17 protein-coding genes and 1 tRNA gene are annotated in these 17,021 nt (G+C 69.1%); 16 read left to right on the top strand and 2 right to left on the bottom strand.

What is annotated here, in order from left to right; genetic code table 11:
• The first annotated feature begins 13 nt into the window (after positions 1-13).
• From priA to ACZ5QD_RS06880, 14 genes are all read left to right on the top strand, one after another.
• Entirely contained in the window at positions 14-763 is a 750-nt protein-coding gene (gene priA / locus ACZ5QD_RS06945; protein WP_222111388.1) for a bifunctional 1-(5-phosphoribosyl)-5-((5-phosphoribosylamino)methylideneamino)imidazole-4-carboxamide isomerase/phosphoribosylanthranilate isomerase PriA, read from the top strand.
• A 7-nt stretch (positions 764-770) separates the two neighbouring features.
• Positions 771-1,643, top strand: a complete 873-nt coding sequence (locus tag ACZ5QD_RS06940) for an inositol monophosphatase family protein (RefSeq protein ID WP_278123967.1) — start codon at positions 771-773, stop codon at positions 1,641-1,643.
• Positions 1,640-2,413 carry an imidazole glycerol phosphate synthase subunit HisF gene (hisF, locus tag ACZ5QD_RS06935; RefSeq protein ID WP_045538819.1) on the top strand — a complete coding sequence of 258 codons (774 nt, stop codon included), beginning with the start codon at positions 1,640-1,642 and terminating at the stop codon, positions 2,411-2,413. The genes ACZ5QD_RS06940 and hisF overlap by 4 nt, the downstream gene beginning before the upstream one ends.
• 40 nt (positions 2,414-2,453) lie before the next feature.
• Positions 2,454-2,834, top strand: coding sequence for a phosphoribosyl-AMP cyclohydrolase (gene hisI / locus ACZ5QD_RS06930; protein WP_006895382.1), 381 nt, complete (start codon positions 2,454-2,456; stop codon positions 2,832-2,834).
• Positions 2,835-2,838: 4 nt separating this feature from the next.
• The gene (locus tag ACZ5QD_RS06925) at positions 2,839-3,018 is read left to right on the top strand and encodes a tautomerase family protein (protein ID WP_006895384.1); all 180 of its coding nucleotides are present in this window, start codon (positions 2,839-2,841) and stop codon (positions 3,016-3,018) included.
• 8 nt (positions 3,019-3,026) lie between these two features.
• A complete protein-coding gene (locus ACZ5QD_RS06920; protein WP_278123961.1) occupies positions 3,027-4,589 on the top strand; it encodes an anthranilate synthase component I in 1,563 nt (520 codons plus the stop codon).
• A complete protein-coding gene (locus ACZ5QD_RS06915) occupies positions 4,586-5,317 on the top strand; it encodes a TIGR02234 family membrane protein (RefSeq protein ID WP_006895387.1) in 732 nt (243 codons plus the stop codon). The genes ACZ5QD_RS06920 and ACZ5QD_RS06915 overlap by 4 nt, the downstream gene beginning before the upstream one ends.
• Before the next feature lie 116 nt (positions 5,318-5,433).
• Positions 5,434-6,252 carry an indole-3-glycerol phosphate synthase TrpC gene (gene trpC, locus ACZ5QD_RS06910; RefSeq protein ID WP_006895389.1) on the top strand — a complete coding sequence of 273 codons (819 nt, stop codon included), beginning with the start codon at positions 5,434-5,436 and terminating at the stop codon, positions 6,250-6,252.
• Between the two features lie 138 nt (positions 6,253-6,390).
• Positions 6,391-7,698, top strand: a complete 1,308-nt coding sequence (gene trpB / locus ACZ5QD_RS06905) for a tryptophan synthase subunit beta (protein ID WP_260868701.1) — start codon at positions 6,391-6,393, stop codon at positions 7,696-7,698.
• Entirely contained in the window at positions 7,695-8,498 is an 804-nt protein-coding gene (trpA, locus tag ACZ5QD_RS06900) for a tryptophan synthase subunit alpha (RefSeq protein WP_278123957.1), read from the top strand. The genes trpB and trpA overlap by 4 nt, the downstream gene beginning before the upstream one ends.
• 78 nt (positions 8,499-8,576) lie before the next feature.
• The gene (gene lgt, locus ACZ5QD_RS06895; RefSeq protein ID WP_278123955.1) at positions 8,577-10,181 is read left to right on the top strand and encodes a prolipoprotein diacylglyceryl transferase; all 1,605 of its coding nucleotides are present in this window, start codon (positions 8,577-8,579) and stop codon (positions 10,179-10,181) included.
• Positions 10,182-10,249: 68 nt separating this feature from the next.
• Positions 10,250-11,683, top strand: a complete 1,434-nt coding sequence (pyk, locus tag ACZ5QD_RS06890) for a pyruvate kinase (protein WP_045538806.1) — start codon at positions 10,250-10,252, stop codon at positions 11,681-11,683.
• Positions 11,684-11,762: 79 nt separating this feature from the next.
• Positions 11,763-12,662 (top strand): acyl-CoA thioesterase, encoded by a 900-nt coding sequence (locus ACZ5QD_RS06885; protein ID WP_045538805.1) that lies wholly within the window; start codon positions 11,763-11,765, stop codon positions 12,660-12,662.
• Positions 12,663-12,671: 9 nt separating this feature from the next.
• Positions 12,672-13,175 (top strand): hypothetical protein, encoded by a 504-nt coding sequence (locus ACZ5QD_RS06880; RefSeq protein ID WP_045538804.1) that lies wholly within the window; start codon positions 12,672-12,674, stop codon positions 13,173-13,175.
• Here ACZ5QD_RS06880 and ACZ5QD_RS06875 read toward each other — a convergent pair.
• Both ACZ5QD_RS06875 and ACZ5QD_RS06870 read right to left on the bottom strand, forming a co-directional pair.
• Positions 13,097-13,903: a copper homeostasis protein CutC gene (locus ACZ5QD_RS06875; RefSeq protein ID WP_411815544.1), complete on the bottom strand. Its 807-nt coding sequence runs from the start codon at positions 13,901-13,903 to the stop codon at positions 13,097-13,099. The two genes, ACZ5QD_RS06880 and ACZ5QD_RS06875, sit on opposite strands and share 79 nt — an antisense overlap.
• A gap of 7 nt (positions 13,904-13,910) precedes the next feature.
• A complete protein-coding gene (locus tag ACZ5QD_RS06870; RefSeq protein ID WP_045536777.1) occupies positions 13,911-15,959 on the bottom strand; it encodes a CocE/NonD family hydrolase in 2,049 nt (682 codons plus the stop codon).
• A 203-nt stretch (positions 15,960-16,162) separates the two neighbouring features.
• Between ACZ5QD_RS06870 and ACZ5QD_RS06865 the strand changes: the two genes are divergently transcribed.
• A tRNA-Leu gene (locus ACZ5QD_RS06865) sits at positions 16,163-16,244 on the top strand.
• A 59-nt stretch (positions 16,245-16,303) separates the two neighbouring features.
• Positions 16,304-16,915: an ANTAR domain-containing response regulator gene (locus ACZ5QD_RS06860; protein WP_006895403.1), complete on the top strand. Its 612-nt coding sequence runs from the start codon at positions 16,304-16,306 to the stop codon at positions 16,913-16,915.
• Positions 16,916-17,021 lie beyond the last annotated feature (106 nt).

The raw sequence follows: 17,021 nt of genomic DNA, 5'->3' as shown, positions 1-17,021 counted from the left end.
CGAAACTGAACTGATGGGCATCCTCGAACTCCTCCCGGCCGTCGACGTGGTCGACGGTCAGGCGGTTCGCCTGGTCAAGGGCGAGGCCGGATCGGAGACCTCCTACGGCTCACCGCGCGACGCTGCGCTGGCCTGGCAGCGGGACGGCGCCCAGTGGCTGCATCTCGTCGATCTCGACGCGGCGTTCGGCCGCGGCGACAACCGTGAGCTGCTCGCCCAGGTGGCCGCCGAAGTGGACGTGAAGGTGGAGCTGTCCGGCGGCATCCGCGACGACGCCTCGCTCGCCGCCGCGCTGGCGACCGGATGCACGCGGGTCAATCTCGGCACCGCCGCCATCGAGAACCCCGCCTGGTGCGCACGCGCGATCGCCGAGTACGGAGACAAGATCGCCGTGGGACTCGACGTGACGCGCAACGGCTCCTCGTACACGGTGCGCGGCCGCGGCTGGGTCACCGAGGGCGGCGACCTGTGGGAGACCCTGGAGCGCCTGAACAACGACGGTTGCGCGCGGTACGTCGTCACCGACGTCAGCAAGGACGGCACGCTGAGCGGACCCAATCTGGAACTGCTGGAACAGGTGGCCCGCGCCACCGACTCGCCCGTCGTGGCCTCGGGCGGCATCTCGCAGATCGACGACCTGCTCGCGATCGCCGAGCTGACCGCACTGGGCGTGGAGGGCGCCATCGTCGGCAAGGCCCTGTACGCGGGCCGATTCACACTGCGCGAGGCGCTCGACGCCGTCGCGGGTGCCGGGAGCCGGTGAACCGGCCGTGACCGATGCCGTCGACGCGCGCGACTACCCGCAGCTGCTGGCTGCCGGGGAGTCGGTGCTCGACGAGGTCACCGGGCTGTTCGTCGAAGGGCTGGGCTCGCCGGGCACGCACGCGAAGGGCCGCGGCGACTTCGCCACCGACGTCGATCTCGCGCTGGAGCGCAGCATCGCCGAGAAGCTCGAGCGACGGACGGGCATCGAGGTCCACGGCGAGGAGTTCGGCGGCCCGGCCCCCGACGACGGCGCGATGTGGATTCTCGATCCGATCGACGGGACCTTCAACTATTCGGTGGGGATGCCGATCGCCGCGATGCTGCTGGCGCTCGCCGTCGACGGTGTGCCGGTGCTCGGGCTCACCCGACTCCCGCTGGTCGGCCAGCGCTTCGCCGGTCATATCGGCGGTCCGCTGATCATCGACGGGGAGGCGGCCGAGCCCGTGCCCGACAGCCCGCTGGAATCGGCCGTCATCGGCTTCGGGTCGTTCAACGCGCGAGCGCGCGGCGAGGTCCCGGGCGCCGCGCGCGCTGAGTTGCAGCGCCGCCTCAGCTACCGTGCCGGCCGGCTGCGGATGACCGGCTCCACCGGCACCGACATCGCGTATGCGGCGGCCGGCGTGTTCGGCGGCGCGGTGTCGTTCAGCGCGAAGGCGTGGGACAACGCGGCCGGCGCGGCGCTGATGCGCGCCGCGGGAGGCGTCGTGACCGACCTCGCGGGCGACCCGTGGACCGTCCAGTCCACGTCACTCGTCGCGGGCAATCGCCTGCTTCATGGACAATTGCTCGAGGTGATCGGCGAGGCGATGCCGGATCAGTTCGCCGACCGGGACCTCGGCAGTCGAGAACGAACCAACAGCAAGGAGACTCACCCGTGAGCGTGGCAGTCCGCGTCATCCCGTGTCTGGACGTCGACGACGGGCGAGTGGTGAAGGGCGTCAATTTCGAGAATCTGCGTGATGCCGGGGACCCGGTGGAACTCGCGGAGCGCTACGACGCCGAGGGCGCTGACGAGTTGACCTTCCTCGACGTCACGGCGTCCAGTGCGGGCCGCGGCACCATGCTCGACGTGGTGCGGCGCACCGCCGACGCGATCTTCATCCCGCTGACCGTCGGCGGCGGCATCCGCACCGTCGACGACGTCGACACCATGCTGCGTGCGGGCGCCGACAAGGTGAGCGTCAACACGGCCGCCATCGCACGGCCCGACGTGCTGAGCGAGATGAGCCGGAGGTTCGGTTCTCAGTGCATCGTGCTGTCGGTGGACGCGCGGACGGTGCCCGAGGGCGGCGAGGCGACGCCGTCTGGTTGGGAGGTCACCACTCACGGCGGTCGCCGGGGCACCGGCATCGACGCCGTCGAATGGGCTCGCCGCGGGCAGGAACTCGGCGTCGGTGAGATCCTGCTGAACTCGATGGACGCCGACGGCACCAAGGCCGGATTCGATATCGCGATGATCCGGGCCGTGCGCGACGCGGTCACCATCCCCATCATCGCCAGCGGCGGTGCGGGCAAGGTCGCCGACTTCGCACCGGCTGTCGAAGCCGGCGCGGACGCCGTTCTGGCCGCTTCGGTGTTCCATTTCGGCGACATGACGATCGGCGAAGTCAAGGACGCGATGCGCGCCGAGCACATCGTGGTGCGCTGAGACCGTCACCGGCCGCACACGTTCGAGAAGAGGGAGAATCATGGCGCTGCCCGCAGAGCTCGCAGCCACGTTGAAGCGAAACGACGACGGTCTGTTCGCCGCGATCGCGCAGGAACGGTCCACCGGCATCGTCTTGATGATGGCCTGGATGGACGACGAAGCCCTGGAGCGGACGCTCGCGACCCGCAAGGCCACCTACTACTCGCGGTCCCGCGGGGAGTACTGGGTCAAGGGCGAGACCAGCGGGCACACCCAGTACGTCCACGACATCCGGATCGACTGCGACGGCGACACCCTGCTGCTGACCGTCGACCAGACGGGTGCGGCCTGCCATACCGGCAACCACAGTTGTTTCGACACCGAGCCGCTGGAGTTCGGGGTGCCTGCCGAACCCGCGCGAACCGACGACCAGGAACGGTGACGCGATGCCGCTGATTCAGATATCCCAGACGCCGGGTCTCTCCGACCGCGTGAAGCGCGAGACGATCGCCGCGGTCACCGAGGCGTACGCCAAAGCGACGGGCAAGAATCCCGACTCGGTGTGGGTGACGATCACCGAAGTGCCGCGCCAGCACTGGGGCGTCGGCGGAGAGCCGCTGGGGTGACGGGCACGATGAGCACCGCAGACAACTCCGCGAGCACGACCCCGCTCGCCACCTTCCTCGATCTGGCGCGCGACCACCGAGTGGTCCCGGTGACCCGCAAGGTCCTCGCCGACTCCGAGACACCGCTGTCGGCGTTCCGGAAGCTGGCAGCCGAGCCGGGGGCCGGCGGCGGTCTCCGCGAAGGCACCTTCCTGCTCGAATCCGCGCCGAACGGCGCCTCGTGGTCGCGCTGGTCGTTCATCGGCGCGGGCACCCGTTCGGCCCTGACCGTCGCCGACGGGCAGGCGCACTGGTGGGGCGACGTCCCCGCGGGAGCTCCGGTGGGCGGCGATCCGGTTGCGGCGCTCGACGAGTCGTTGCGGCTGCTGCAGACCGATCCGCTCGACGGGATGCCGCCGCTGACCGGCGGCTTCGTCGGCTTCATGGCCTACGACTTCGTGCGCCGCCTGGAGCGGCTTCCGGAACAGACGGTCGACGACCTGCGGCTCCCCGACATGTTCTGGCTGCTGGTGGCCGATCTCGCCGCCTTCGACCACCACGAGGGCACGATCACCCTGATCGCGAACGCCGTGAACTGGGACGGCAGCGACGAGCGCGCCGAAGAGGCCTACCACGACGCCGTCGCGCGGCTGGATGCGATGACCCGGGCGCTGGCCGCCCCGGCTCCCTCCACCGTCTCGACCTTCGACAGGCCCGCGCCCGACTACCGCTCGCAGCGCACGCTGGACGACTACCGCGAGATCGTCGAGGGTCTGGTCGGACAGATCGAGGCGGGTGAGGCGTTCCAGGTGGTGCCGTCGATGCGCTTCGAGATCGACACCGACGCCGATCCGCTCGACGTGTACCGCGTCCTGCGCGCGTCGAATCCGAGCCCGTACATGTACCTGCTTCGGATGCCGGGCGTCGACCGGGAGCCGTTCACGATCGTCGGATCCTCGCCCGAGGCACTGGTCACCGTCACCGATCGGGTGGCCACCACACACCCGATCGCGGGCACGCGCTGGCGCGGTGCCACCGAGGCGGAGGACCAGTTGCTCGCGAAGGGCCTGCTCGAGGACGAGAAGGAGAACTCCGAGCATCTGATGCTGGTCGACCTGGGCCGCAACGATCTGGGCCGGGTATGCGAGCCGGGCACCGTCCGCGTCACGGACTACCGCCGAGTGGAGCGCTACAGCCACGTGATGCACCTGGTGTCCACGGTCTCCGGAACTCTTCGCGACGACAAGCAGGCGCTCGATGCGGTGACCGCCTGCTTCCCGGCGGGAACCCTCACCGGGGCGCCGAAGGTCCGGGCGATGGAATTGATCGAGGCCAACGAGATCACCCGCCGCGGACTGTACGGGGGCGTCGTCGGATATCTCGATTTCGCAGGCAACGCCGACACCGCGATCGCGATCCGGACGGCACTGATGTCCGGCCGCACCGCCTACGTCCAGGCCGGCGGCGGAGTCGTCGCCGACAGCGACGCCGAGTACGAGTTCAACGAGGCGCGCAACAAGGCGTCGGCGGTGCTCGCCGCAGTAGCCGCCGCCGGCACCATGCGCCCGGTGGCGGGGGAGGAGACCCCATGAGCAATCCGCAGACCCCCGAGCAGCAGACCCCCGAGGAGCCGGCCACGGCTGCGCGGCCCGTCAACCGGCGGTGGCAGGCGATCGCCTCGGTGCTGATCCTGCTGGCCGCACTCGGCCTCTGGGCTGCGTCCCGGATGCAGTGGGCCACGATCCTCGTGGCACCGGATCTGGGACCGGCCCGCGAGTTCACGGTGCACGGCTCGGACTGGAGTCCATGGCTCACACCGGTGGCGATCGCGATGGCCGCCGCCGTCATCGCGCAGTTCGCGTTGCGCGGCTGGGCCCTGCGCATCGTCGCGATCCTGGTGGCGATCGGCGGCGGCGTCGCCGTCATTCCGGCCATCTCCCTGCTCACCGAGGGCGAGGACAATCTCTACATCGTGCAGATGGTCGACGTCCCGGCGCGAGCCGTGGTGGACGGCATTCCCACCGAGTCCACCCCCGGATACCTGGTGATCGCCTCGGCGATCTGTGCGGTGCTCGGCGCGGTAGCGATGGCCCGAACGGCCAACCAGGGCGGGATGTCGTCGAAGTACTCGGCGCCCGCCGCCCGCCGCGACGAACTCGAACGGCAGATCTTCACCGAGCGCGAGCGGGCCGCGGCAGCGGGCGAACCAGCCGCTCCCGCGCCCAACGAGCGATTGCTGTGGGACTCGCTCGACGAGGGGATCGATCCCACCGACGACCCGGCGGATCACTCCGCCGACGACGCCGGTCCCACCCGCTGAGGGCCGGGGGTCGAGGGCCTGTTCGCGACGTGGATCACGGGTGAAGCGACCCCAGCCTCCCGGTCTCCCGCGGTGGTGCTTACTCTTGATGCACGCAGTGAAAGGGGCCGATAGTCGTGAGCAACCAGTCAGTGCTCGATTCGATCATCGAGGGAGTCAAGGCTGACGTCGCCGCGCGCGAATCGGTCCTCGATCTCGCCGCAGTCAAGAAGGCCGCGGCAGCGGCGCCGGCGCCGCGAGATGCGATGGCGGCGCTGAGTCAGACCGATATCGCGGTCATCGCCGAAGTGAAGCGGTCGAGTCCCTCCAAGGGCCGGCTCGCGAACATCCCCGACCCGGCCGATCTGGCGAAGGCGTACGAGGACGGCGGCGCTCGCATCGTCAGCGTCCTCACCGAGGAACGCCGCTTCGGCGGGTCGCTCGCCGACCTCGACGCGGTGCGTGCGGCGATCGACATCCCGATCCTCCGCAAGGACTTCATCGTCGGGCCGTATCAGATCCACGAGGCGCGCGCACACGGAGCGGACGTCATCCTGCTGATCGTCGCCGCCTTGGAGCAGCAGGTCCTCGCCTCGCTTCTCGACCGCACGGAGTCGCTGGGCATGACGGCCCTCGTCGAGGTGCACACCGAGGAGGAGGCCGACCGCGCGCTGGAGGCCGGGGCCAAGGTCGTCGGAGTCAACGCCCGCAACCTGAAGACTCTGGAAGTGGACCGCGACTGCTTCGCGCGCATCGCCCCCGGGCTGCCGTCGAGCACCATCAAGGTGGCCGAGTCCGGCGTGCGCGGGCCCGCGGACCTGCTGGCTTACGCAGGGGCCGGCGCTGACGCGATCCTGGTCGGCGAAGGCGTCGTGACCAGTGGCGATCCGCGGCTCGCGGTGGCCGACCTGGTGACGGCGGGCTCGCACCCGTCGTGCCCCAAACCGTCGCGCTGACGGCCGGCGAACAGCACTGACGACCCCGTCCCCGCTGTTCTCGGCGGGGCTCGGGGCGAGCGGTAAATCCAGTTGCCGCCGGGATCGAACGATGAGGATACTGAAGACGTGACAGACAATCCCGAAGCCGCCCAGCGCATGTCGACTGGCACGGCGTTCCCCAAGGCCAGCGACGGCGTCTCCGACGTCCACCCGATCGGCCCCGACGATCGAGGCCACTGGGGCGACTTCGGCGGACGCCACGTCCCCGAGGCGCTGATGGCGGTGATCGAGGAGGTCACCGCGACCTACGAGAAGCTGCGCGTCGACACCGACTTCCTCAACGAACTCGACCGGCTGCAACGCGACTACACCGGTCGTCCGTCACCGCTGTACGAGGCCGAGCGGCTGCGTGAGGACGCGGGCGGCGCACGTCTGTTCCTCAAGCGGGAGGATCTGAACCACACCGGCTCGCACAAGATCAACAACGTCCTCGGCCAGGCGCTCCTGGCGAAGAAGATGGGCAAGACCCGCGTCATCGCCGAGACCGGCGCCGGCCAGCACGGAGTGGCGACAGCGACGGCCTGCGCCCTGCTCGGCCTGGAATGCCTGGTCTACATGGGACGCGTCGACACCGAGCGGCAGGGACTCAACGTCGCCCGCATGCGTCTTCTCGGCGCCACCGTGGTCGCCGTCGAGACCGGTTCGGCGACGCTGAAGGACGCGATCAACGAGGCGTTGCGCGACTGGGTGACCAATGCCGACACCACGTACTACTGCTTCGGCACGGCCGCCGGCCCGCATCCGTTCCCGATGATCGTCCGCGACCTCCAGCGGATCATCGGCCTGGAGTCGCGGGTGCAGATCCTTGAGAAGATCGGGCGCCTGCCCGACGCGGTCACCGCCTGCGTCGGCGGTGGATCGAACGCGATCGGCATGTTCCATCCGTTCATCGACGACGAGGGCGTCCGCATGGTCGGATTCGAGGCCGGCGGCGACGGCGTCGAGACCGGACGGCACGCCGCGACCTTCGCGGGCGGATCTCCCGGCGCCTTCCAGGGCGCCTACTCGTACCTCCTGCAGGACGAGGACGGGCAGACCATCGAGTCCCACTCCATCTCGGCGGGACTCGACTACCCCGGCGTCGGGCCGGAGCACGCGCATCTGCAGCAGATCGGACGGGCCGAGTACCGGCCGATCAACGACGATGAGGCCATGGAGGCGCTCGCACTGCTCTCGCGCAAAGAGGGCATCATCCCGGCCATCGAGTCTGCCCACGCCGTCGCCGGTGCTCTCCGCCTCGGCCGGGAACTCGGTGAAGGCGCGGTCATCATCGTGAGCCTCTCGGGCCGCGGCGACAAGGACGTGGAGACAGCGGCCCGCTGGTTCGATCTCTTCGAGAAGCCGCCGTCGGAGACCGAGTACGCCGCCCGCCTCGCCGCAGCCGCAAAGGAGAACGCTCGATGAGCAAGCCTGCCCCCGACTCCCGGCTGGGAGCCACGTTCGCGGCGTGCAAGGCGGACAACCGTCCGGCGCTGATCGGCTACACGCCGGTCGGCTACCCGACCGTGGCCGACTCGTTGACGACGTTGCGGACCATGGTCGAGGCCGGATGCGACATCGTGGAGATCGGCATTCCGTACTCCGACCCGGTCATGGACGGCCCGACCGTCGCGCAGGCGGCACAGATGGCACTGGAGAACGGCTGCCGTGTCCGCGACGTCTTCGCCGCCGCCGAGGCCGTCGCCTCGGCCGGCGCACAGCCCGTGGTCATGACTTACTGGAACCTGGTCCTCAAGTACGGCGTCGACGCCTTCGCCCGCGATCTCGCCGCTGCGGGCGGTGTCGGACTGATCACGCCGAACCTCATCCCCGACGAGGGGGCCGAATGGCACGCGGCGTCGGACGCACACGATCTCGACCGGATCTACCTGGTGGCGCCGTCGTCCACTCCCGAGCGTCTGGCGATGACGCTCGACAACTGCCGCGGCTTCGTCTACGCGGCCTCGACCATGGGCGTCACCGGCGCACGCGACACGGTCTCCAATGCGGCGCCCGAACTGTGCGCGCGGGTCCGCGAGTACTCCGACATCCCGATCGGTGTCGGACTCGGCGTCCGCGACGGCGATCAGGCAGCGGAGATCGGGGCCTACGCCGACGGCGTGATCGTCGGCTCGGCGATCGTCGCGGCCGTGGAGAAGGGCCAGGACGCCGTCGCCGCAGTGGTGTCGGATCTGGCCGCGGGCGTCCGCCGCGCCCGAAGCTGACCGACTCGGAGCGCGTCCACGGGCGTCGAGCCCAGGCGGTCACAGACGGTGAGACGGTTGCACGATACTGTGGCACCCGTGACTGACGGAACCGTCCTCGCTTACATTCCGAGCCCGCCGCAGGGGGTGTGGTACCTCGGCCCCGTACCGATCCGCGCTTACGCCCTGTTCATCATCGTCGGCATCGTCGTCGCGGTCTGGTGGGGCAGTCGCCGCTGGCGGGCCCGCGGCGGTCAGCCCGGTGAGGTGGTCGACGTCGCACTGTGGGCGGTGCCCTTCGGGCTGATCGGCGGCCGGCTGTATCACGTGCTCACCGACTGGAGCACGTATTTCGGCGCCGGAGGCAAAGGCCTCGGTGCCGTCTTCCGCATCTGGGACGGCGGCCTCGGCATCTGGGGCGCGGTCGCGCTCGGCGCTGTCGGTGCATGGCTCGGAGCCCGGACCATGGGTATCAGGCTTCCACCGTTCGGGGACGCGATCGCGCCGGCGATCCTGCTGGCGCAGGCCATCGGCCGACTCGGCAACTACTTCAACCAGGAGCTGTTCGGTCGGCCCACCACCGTGCCGTGGGGCCTGGAGATCTACGACCGCTCCGACTCCAGCGGAGTGATCTCGTACAAGCTGATCGACGGCGTCTCCACCGGGAACGTGTACGCGGTGGTGCACCCGACCTTCCTGTACGAACTCCTGTGGAATGTCTTCTTCGTGGTCGTGCTGGTGCTCGTCGACCGGCGGTTCCGCATCGGGCACGGCCGACTCTTCGCGCTGTACGTCGCGGGCTACTGCGTCGGCCGGTTCGTCGTCGAGCTGATGCGCGACGACTACGCCACGCACATCTTCGGCGTCCGCGTGAACGTCTTCACCGCGGCGATCGTGTTCCTGTGCGCGGCCCTCTACTTCGTCATGGCGCCCAAGGGCCGCGAGCAGGGTCTGTCGATGTACTGGCCGCGCAAGGCGGAGGAACTCGCGGCCGAGGGCGCCGTCGGATACGTGCCGCCCGAGATGGACGACGAGGCGGCCGAGGCGGCCGACGAGGATCGGGCGGTCTACGACGGCGAGACGCTCCATGACGAGGCCGTCGACGACGAGACGCTCTATGACGATCAGGCGGTCTACGAGAACGAGGTGGTCGACGAGGGCCCGGCGGACTATGACGCCGAGGCCGGGACTCACGACGAGGCCGCATCGGAGGTTCCGGAGGCCGCTGAACCGGAGTTCGAGGTGGCGGCCACCTCCGACGCTCTCTTCGCTCCGGAGGCGGACTCCGCGGAGGCTGCTGTCGGCGCGGACGAGACCGATGAGACCGAGACCGATGCCGCCGAGACCGATGCCGCCGGGTCCCAGCCGGAGGGCACGGTGGTCCCGGGCGTCGAACCGTCGATCGCCGAATCGACTGTGGAGCAGGGGTACACGATCGTTCCCGCGGACGACGAGGAGCTCTCGGGCATCACGATCATCGAGCAGAATCCGGGCGGTTCGGCGGGGTCCATCGAGATCCGCCGCAGTGACGACGCACCCGAGCCCGACGCACCCGAGGCCCGCGGGGTCACTGAGGCCCCCGAGGCGCCCGAAGAGGTCGATCAGACCGCCGATGACACAGCCGACGAGACCGTCGAGACCGACGGGGAACGACCGGCCGAAGGCGACGAACGGAGCGGTCCCGACACCTCGAAGGACAAGTGAGTCGGTCGTCACCGGTGTCCGGCTGAGACCGAGGCGACACGCTGTGGCGCGACCGCTAGCCTTAAGGGGTGACTCGTCGAACAAAAATCGTCTGTACCCTCGGCCCCGCCACCAATACCCTCGAACGCATCACCGAACTCGTCGAGTGCGGCATGGATGTCGCCCGACTGAACTTCAGCCACGGCGCGCACGCCGACCACCGCAGCGTCTACGACAACGTTCGCGGAGCGAGCCTCGCCACCGGTAAGCCCGTCGGCATCCTGGCGGATCTGCAGGGCCCCAAGATCCGGCTCGGCAAGTTCGCCGACAACGGCCGGCCCAACGGCGCCGTGGACTGGAACGACGGCGAGCAGGTGCGGATCACCGTCGACGACGTGATCGGCGACCACGATCGGGTGTCGACCACGTACTCCCAGCTCGCCCAGGACGCCGAGCCGGGAGACCGTCTGCTGGTGGACGACGGGAAGGTCGGCCTGGTGGTCGACCGGGTCGACGGGAACGACGTCGTGTGCACCGTCACCGAGGGCGGCACCGTCAGTAACAACAAGGGCCTGTCGATGCCGGGCATGAAGATCTCGGTGCCCGCCCTGTCGGAGAAGGACATCGCCGATCTGGAGTTCGCCCTGGAACTCGGCGTCGACCTGATCGCCCTGTCCTTCGTGCGCAGCCCCGCTGACATCGAGTTGGTGCGCGAGGTCATGGACCGCGTCGGCCGTCGCGTTCCAGTGGTCGCCAAGCTGGAGAAGCCCGAAGCCATCGAGAACCTCGAGGCCGTGGTGCTGGCGTTCGACGCGATCATGGTCGCCCGCGGCGACCTGGGCGTCGAGATGCCGCTGGAGGAGGTGCCTCTGGTGCAGAAGCGGGCCATCCAGATGGCGCGTGAGAACGCGAAGCCGGTGATCGTCGCGACGCAGATGCTCGACTCGATGATCGAGAACTCCCGGCCCACGCGTGCCGAGGCCTCGGATGTGGCCAATGCCGTGCTGGACGGCGCGGACGCCGTGATGCTCTCCGGCGAGACCTCGGTCGGCAAGTACCCCTTCGAGACGGTGCGCACCATGAGCCGCATCGTGTCGGCGGTCGAAGGCGGCACGCGCGACGTCCCGCCGCTCAAGCACGTCCCGCGCACCCGCCGCGGCATCGTGACCTACGCGGCTCGCGACATCGCGGAGCGACTCAACGCCACCGCCATCATCGCTTTCACCGAGTCGGGTGACACCGTCCGCCGGGTGGCGCGACTGCACTCGCGGGTTCCGCTGATCGCGTTCACCGCGACCGAGGCCACGCACAATCAGATGGCGGTCAGCTGGGGCGTCGACTCGTACCTCGTGCCGCGGATGCAGCACACCGACGACATGATCGACCAGGTCGACGACGTCCTCACCGAGAACGGGCGGCTCAAGAAGGGCGACACGGTCGTCATCATCGCCGGAGCTCCGGCTTCGGTGATCGGGTCGACCAACTTCGTCCACGTCCATCGCATCGGCGAGCAGGACCACTGATCCGCGACCAGCGGTGCGGCGCCGCCCGTCGAGTCGACGGGGCGGCGGGCGGCCCGCATTGCTGGCATAGGGTTGTGGCATGACCAACCCGAACACCGACGCTGCGGCGACGACGTCCGCCGATCTGGCCGAGCTGCTCGAACTCCTCGATCTGGAGCGCGTCGACGACGACCTGTTCATCGGGCAGCACGGCGATCAAGTGATGGCCCGCACCTTCGGCGGGCAGTTGCTCGGGCAGGGCGTGGTGGCGGCCGGCCGGACCCTGGTGAAGGGTGCGCCGCCGGTCCACGCACTGCATGCGCACTTCATCCGCGGTGGCGACGTCACCGAGCCGATCGAGTATCACGTCGACCGTTACCGCGACGGACGGGCCTTCGCGAACCGGCAGGTGACTGCCAAGCAGGGTGACGAGGTGGTCTTCACGATGCTGGTGGCCTTCCAGGACAACTCCGCGGGTCTCGAGCACGCCGTGGAGATCCCCGAAGTGCCGTATCCGGAGGAGTTGCCGCCGCTCGACGAGCATTTCAAGGGGTACGAAGAGACCATCGAGGCGTTCGTGAACGCACTGCACCCGGTGGACATCCGGTTCGCCAACGATCCGGCCTGGGTGATGAAGGGGACCGGCGAGAAGCTGACCCACAACCGCGCCTGGATGAAGGCCGACGGTGTGCTGCCGGACGATCCGCTCATGCATGTCGCGACGATGGCGTACTCGTCGGACACCACGGTCCTCGACTCGATCATCACCACCCACGGACTGTCGTGGGGACACGACCGGCTGTTCGCGGCGACCGTCAACCATTCGATGTGGTTCCATCACGACTTCCGGTTCGACGAGTGGATGCTGTACGCGACGGAGTCCCCGGTCGCGGCCGGCTCGCGCGGGCTGGGCTCGGGCCGATTCTTCAAGCGCGACGGCACGCTCGCGACCTCTGTGGTGCAGGAGGCGCTCATCAAGTACTTCCCGCCGCGCGACTGAGGCCCGAGAATGACCGAGAGCATCCCGAATCCGGAGCCCGCCCTTCCGTCCGGCGGGCAGGCTCCGTCCGAATTGCGCTTCTTCCTGCCGCCGGGCCCGCCGCTGTCGCCCAAACGGTGGCAGCGCCGATGGAAGATCGGCATCCGCGTGGGCAGCGCCGTCGCCGCAGTGGTGCTGATCGCCTTCGCCGCACTCGCCATCGGCTCGGGCGTGGTGTCGAGTTCGCGCTACACCGCCACCGGTGCCGTCGAGGTGGACTGCACCACGCGGAACATGCCGCGGCTCCCCGCCGTGGGCTTCGGCTCCCTCGTGCAGATCTTCGATGCTCAGTCGGGCGAACGCTACGGCCAGTCGACGCTCGACCGATTCCGCGCACTCCCGAGCGGTATCTGCCTTGCCGGATTCGAGATCCGCGACGTCCGGGTCGCCTCGCTCTACACGGTCGAGATCGGGAGGCTGTACCGCACTCTCGTGTCGGAGGAGGCACTCAAGGACGGTGCGCTGCTCTCGTAGCCGCTCGCACCAGACCGGCGTCGGTCATCTCCAGATCCGACGCGGCACCTCCACCCGGGCCGGCGACGCCCCGATCCCGCACCGAGCGTTTCGCGGACAGGTGCACCGCGTGCACGCCGGTGCCCCGGATGGCAGGGATGGCCTCCGCCGTGACGCCCCCCGCCCGCCATCACTTCGACACCGGTGTCGGCGGCCACGAGCGCACGCAGCACATCGAGTCCGTCGCCGGCGCGAGCAGCACCTCCCGAGGTGAGGACGCGATCGACGCCGAGACCGGCGAGCACGGTGAGGGCGGCGATCGGATCGGCGGCGGCGTCGATGGCGCGGTGGAAAGTCACGTCGATGCGCCGGCCGGCCCGCTGCTCGGCGTCACGCGCCGCCGCGAGGAGTCGTCCGGTCGCGCCGGCGTCGACCGTCCCGTCGGCGTGCAGCGCGCCGATCACGACGCCTCGCGCACCGAGCCGGACGGCGAGCCGGACGGCTGCGGCCACGTCGGCCGCGAGGACATCGACTTCGGCGTCCGAGTAGACGAATCCTCCCGGCCGGGTGCGGATCAGGGCGTGCACGTCGATCCCGACCGCACACACCGCGTCGAGAAGTCCCGCGGACGGCGTCAGTCCGCCGGTGACTCCCAGCGCCGTGCACAGTTCGACGCGATCGGCGCCGTTCGCCCGTGCCGTCGCGGCGCCCTCGGCATCCTGCACCGCGATCTCCACTGCCGGCCGCACGGCGAGCTCAGCCGAGGGGACGCGAGAGCGGGACGTTGACCCAGCTGGGCTTCGCCGGATCGATCTCGATGTACTGCGGCCGCAGCTGCGACGACCACAGACCCGGGCCGAGCGGCAGCGACTTCGGGAAGTTGAGCGAGTAGAGGTCCACCCGCAGTCGATCTCCGGGCTTCAGCGCGGCCTGCGTCGCCGACATCGGGATGTCGACGTCGAGGATCTGGCCCGGCCGGACCTTGGCGTAGTGGTCGAGCGAGAGGTACAGGACCGGGTCGGTGAGGTCTCCGTTCGGTGCGTATCCGCTTCGGCTCGGGTCCACCGCGCGCAACGACACCATCAGCTGTCCCATGGACACCACGCGTGACCGGCCGTCGGGGGAGACGACGTTGAGCGTCGCGTGCCAGTAGCCGTCGGGCGCGTTCAGCCGTTGCCGCAGATGGACGACGGGGGTGCCGCTGATCCGGGTCAGAGCGGTCGCGGGCCGGCCGGTGAAGGTCTGCGCCGCCGTCTCCGAGAGCCGGGTGTCGTTGCCGCAGAAGTCGAACAGTGCGGTCACGCCGGCGGTCGACTGAGCGGAGTCGCGGTCGCAGAGTGTCGAGAGTCCGGGCTTGACCTCGCGCGTGGCGCGCTTCGCGGGCCTGCTCGCACTGAGTGACCCGTCGCCTGCGACCGGTGTGTTCACCGAATGCGACGGTGTGCCGCGCAGGTATTGGCGCTGGTACGTGTGTCCGGGCAGCGGGAACGACGGGCCCTGCAGGAACCCGCCGTTCGGTTCCGACGCCAAGGTGGCCTGGGGGTACCGGTCGATGCCGTTGTCGATGCCCTTGAGCCACTTGTCGTACCAGGCTCGCGCGAGGACGTCGAGGCGCGGTGGGTATCCGGGCCGGCCGAAGTTCGAACTCGACGTCACGTGGTAGCCGTCGTCCATGATGAGCTTCTTCTTCGCATCCGGCAGTTGCGAGAGGCCCCGGAGCATCCGGGATTCGGAGTTGGTGAACAGGTCGTTCCACCCGCCGATCGTGAAGGAGGGCGTCGTGATCGCGCCGACATCCGTGTACAGCGAGTCGCGCCGAGCTGTACCGGCCGTCATCATGCTGCGCGTCTGGGGGCTGAAGCCGTTGACGTCACGCGTCACGAGCGCGTCGATCAGCAGGTCGAAGTACGTCAGCGGGTCCTTGACGCGGTCGGCGAGCCACTTCCAGTCGAAGGTTCCGTTCAGCATCGAGGCGATGTTGGGAATCATCTTGGTCCCGTTCACGATCGCCAGCCAGAAGCTCAGGAATCCGACGCCCAGACCGCCGCCGGGCGCGATGATGTCACGCACCAGATCCGCACCGGGGACGACGGGGAAGATCGCGCCCAGCTTGCCCGGCGCGTCGGCGGCGGCCTGCAACTGGTTGATCCCCGAGTACGAGACCCCGGCCATGCCGGTCTTCCCGTTCGACCATCGCTGCTTGGACGCCCAGTCCAGCACCTCGACGGTGTCGCGGCGCTCGCGATCGCCGAAGACCTGCCAGGTGCCCTGCGAGAAGCCGGTGCCGCGCACGTCTACGACGAGCATGTTGTAGCCGCTCTTGATGAGCTTGGGATCGTACGAGAAGGTCTGGATCAGGCCGCCGCGCAGCGCGCCGACCAGTTCGTTGTATCCCGACAGCACCGTGCCCTGGAGATTGATCCCGTTCAGCAGGTCGATCAGCTGCGGGGCCAGGACCGGATAGTTCATCACCTCGCTCGCGAGCGCCGACACCATCTTGGTGTAGGGCGTCATGTTGACGATGGTCGGCAGCTTCTCTCGCACCGGCGCGCCGGACCGGTCCGTGGGACGGATCAGGTTGCCCCGCAGCACCGTCCCGTCCGACATGCGGATCGGCACGTCCGGGGTCACTCGGTACCCCGAGTACTTCTGGGGGCCGTCCTGCGTGCGTGTCCATCGGGCGCCGAGCGTCCCGAAGACCGCGGCGTCCGACGGGCCGGTGCCTATCGGCAGCGCCACCAGCGGCAGGGCGATGAGCAGTGCGAGGGCAGCGGTCACGATCCGGCCGCGTAGTGATGACTTCACCTGGTGTTTCCTCCCCGAGCAAGCAGAGTCGAACCGGACACGCCTTCATCGTTCTGTGACCTGACTCTCAGGTAACAATAAGTCGGAGGTGAAGGAAAGGGAAGAGTCGTGTGGGGCGCGTCGCCCGCCACCGCGCCGCGGCATGGGGCGGATGCGCGATCCGGACCAGAGCATGAGTACACTTGCATCTCGCACCACCACCGGCCCCGGTGGCGAAATTGGCAGACGCGCCGCACTCAAAATGCGGTCTCTAACGAGGTGCCGGTTCGAGTCCGGCCCGGGGCACGTATGGATTCTGCGTTCGGCGCAGATGCGTGACCGCCGTCAGCGATCGGAGCGAAGCGATGAACGACCCCGACAAGCCGGCGAGCAGAGTCGTTGTCGCCGAGGATGATTCGCTGATCCGCATGGATCTGATCGAGATGCTGCGCGACGAGGGATACGACGTCGTCGGGGAGGCCCCGAACGGTCAGGTCGCCGTCGATCTGGCCGAGCAGCTCCGTCCCGACGTCGTCATCATGGATGTGAAGATGCCGGTCCGCGACGGCATCGACGCGGCCAGCGAGATCGCGCGCAAGAGGATCGCACCCGTCGTCATGCTGACGGCGTTCAGCCAGCGTGAGTTCGTCGAACGTGCCCGCGACGCCGGCGCGATGGCGTACCTGGTCAAGCCGTTCAACCAGGCCGACCTCGTCCCCGCGATCGAGGTGGCGCTCAGCCGGTATCGTGAGCTCAAGGTGCTCGAGGCTGAGATCGCCGACATGTCAGGCCGTTTCGAGGCCCGGAAACTCATCGAGCGGGCGAAGGGTCTGCTCATGGACAAGCAGGGAATGACCGAGCCGGAGGCCTTCCGCTGGATTCAGCGGAACGCGATGGACAAGCGCGCCACGATGAAGGCCGTCGCCGAGATCGTGGTCGACACGCTCGGCGACGGGACCGACCAGCCGCGGTCGTAGCGGGCTGCCGCGACTGTCCGACCCACGCCCTAGACTCGTCTGCGTGAGTGCAGCGCAGACAACGAACAAGTCGGGTGCGGGGACCAGAGCCGCGGGCAAGGCGGGC

The sequence above is a fragment of the Gordonia sp. J1A genome, assembly GCF_055393515.1.
Note: the sequence above shows the minus strand (reverse complement) of the source record. Positions and strands in the feature narration are given on the sequence as shown.

Bases quoted from the DNA above. Each gene is read 5' to 3' on its own strand.
- ACZ5QD_RS06915 (WP_006895387.1), top strand. From the start codon at position 4,586: ATGAGCAATCCGCAGACCCCCGAGCAGCAGACCCCCGAGGAGCCGGCC.
- ACZ5QD_RS06925 (WP_006895384.1), top strand. From the start codon at position 2,839: ATGCCGCTGATTCAGATATCCCAGACGCCGGGTCTCTCCGACCGCGTG.
- priA (WP_222111388.1), top strand. From the start codon at position 14: ATGGGCATCCTCGAACTCCTCCCGGCCGTCGACGTGGTCGACGGTCAG.
- ACZ5QD_RS06860 (WP_006895403.1), top strand. From the start codon at position 16,304: ATGAACGACCCCGACAAGCCGGCGAGCAGAGTCGTTGTCGCCGAGGAT.
- ACZ5QD_RS06885 (WP_045538805.1), top strand. From the start codon at position 11,763: ATGACCAACCCGAACACCGACGCTGCGGCGACGACGTCCGCCGATCTG.
- trpB (WP_260868701.1), top strand. From the start codon at position 6,391: ATGTCGACTGGCACGGCGTTCCCCAAGGCCAGCGACGGCGTCTCCGAC.
- ACZ5QD_RS06880 (WP_045538804.1), top strand. From the start codon at position 12,672: ATGACCGAGAGCATCCCGAATCCGGAGCCCGCCCTTCCGTCCGGCGGG.
- trpA (WP_278123957.1), top strand. From the start codon at position 7,695: ATGAGCAAGCCTGCCCCCGACTCCCGGCTGGGAGCCACGTTCGCGGCG.
- ACZ5QD_RS06920 (WP_278123961.1), top strand. From the start codon at position 3,027: ATGAGCACCGCAGACAACTCCGCGAGCACGACCCCGCTCGCCACCTTC.
- hisI (WP_006895382.1), top strand. From the start codon at position 2,454: ATGGCGCTGCCCGCAGAGCTCGCAGCCACGTTGAAGCGAAACGACGAC.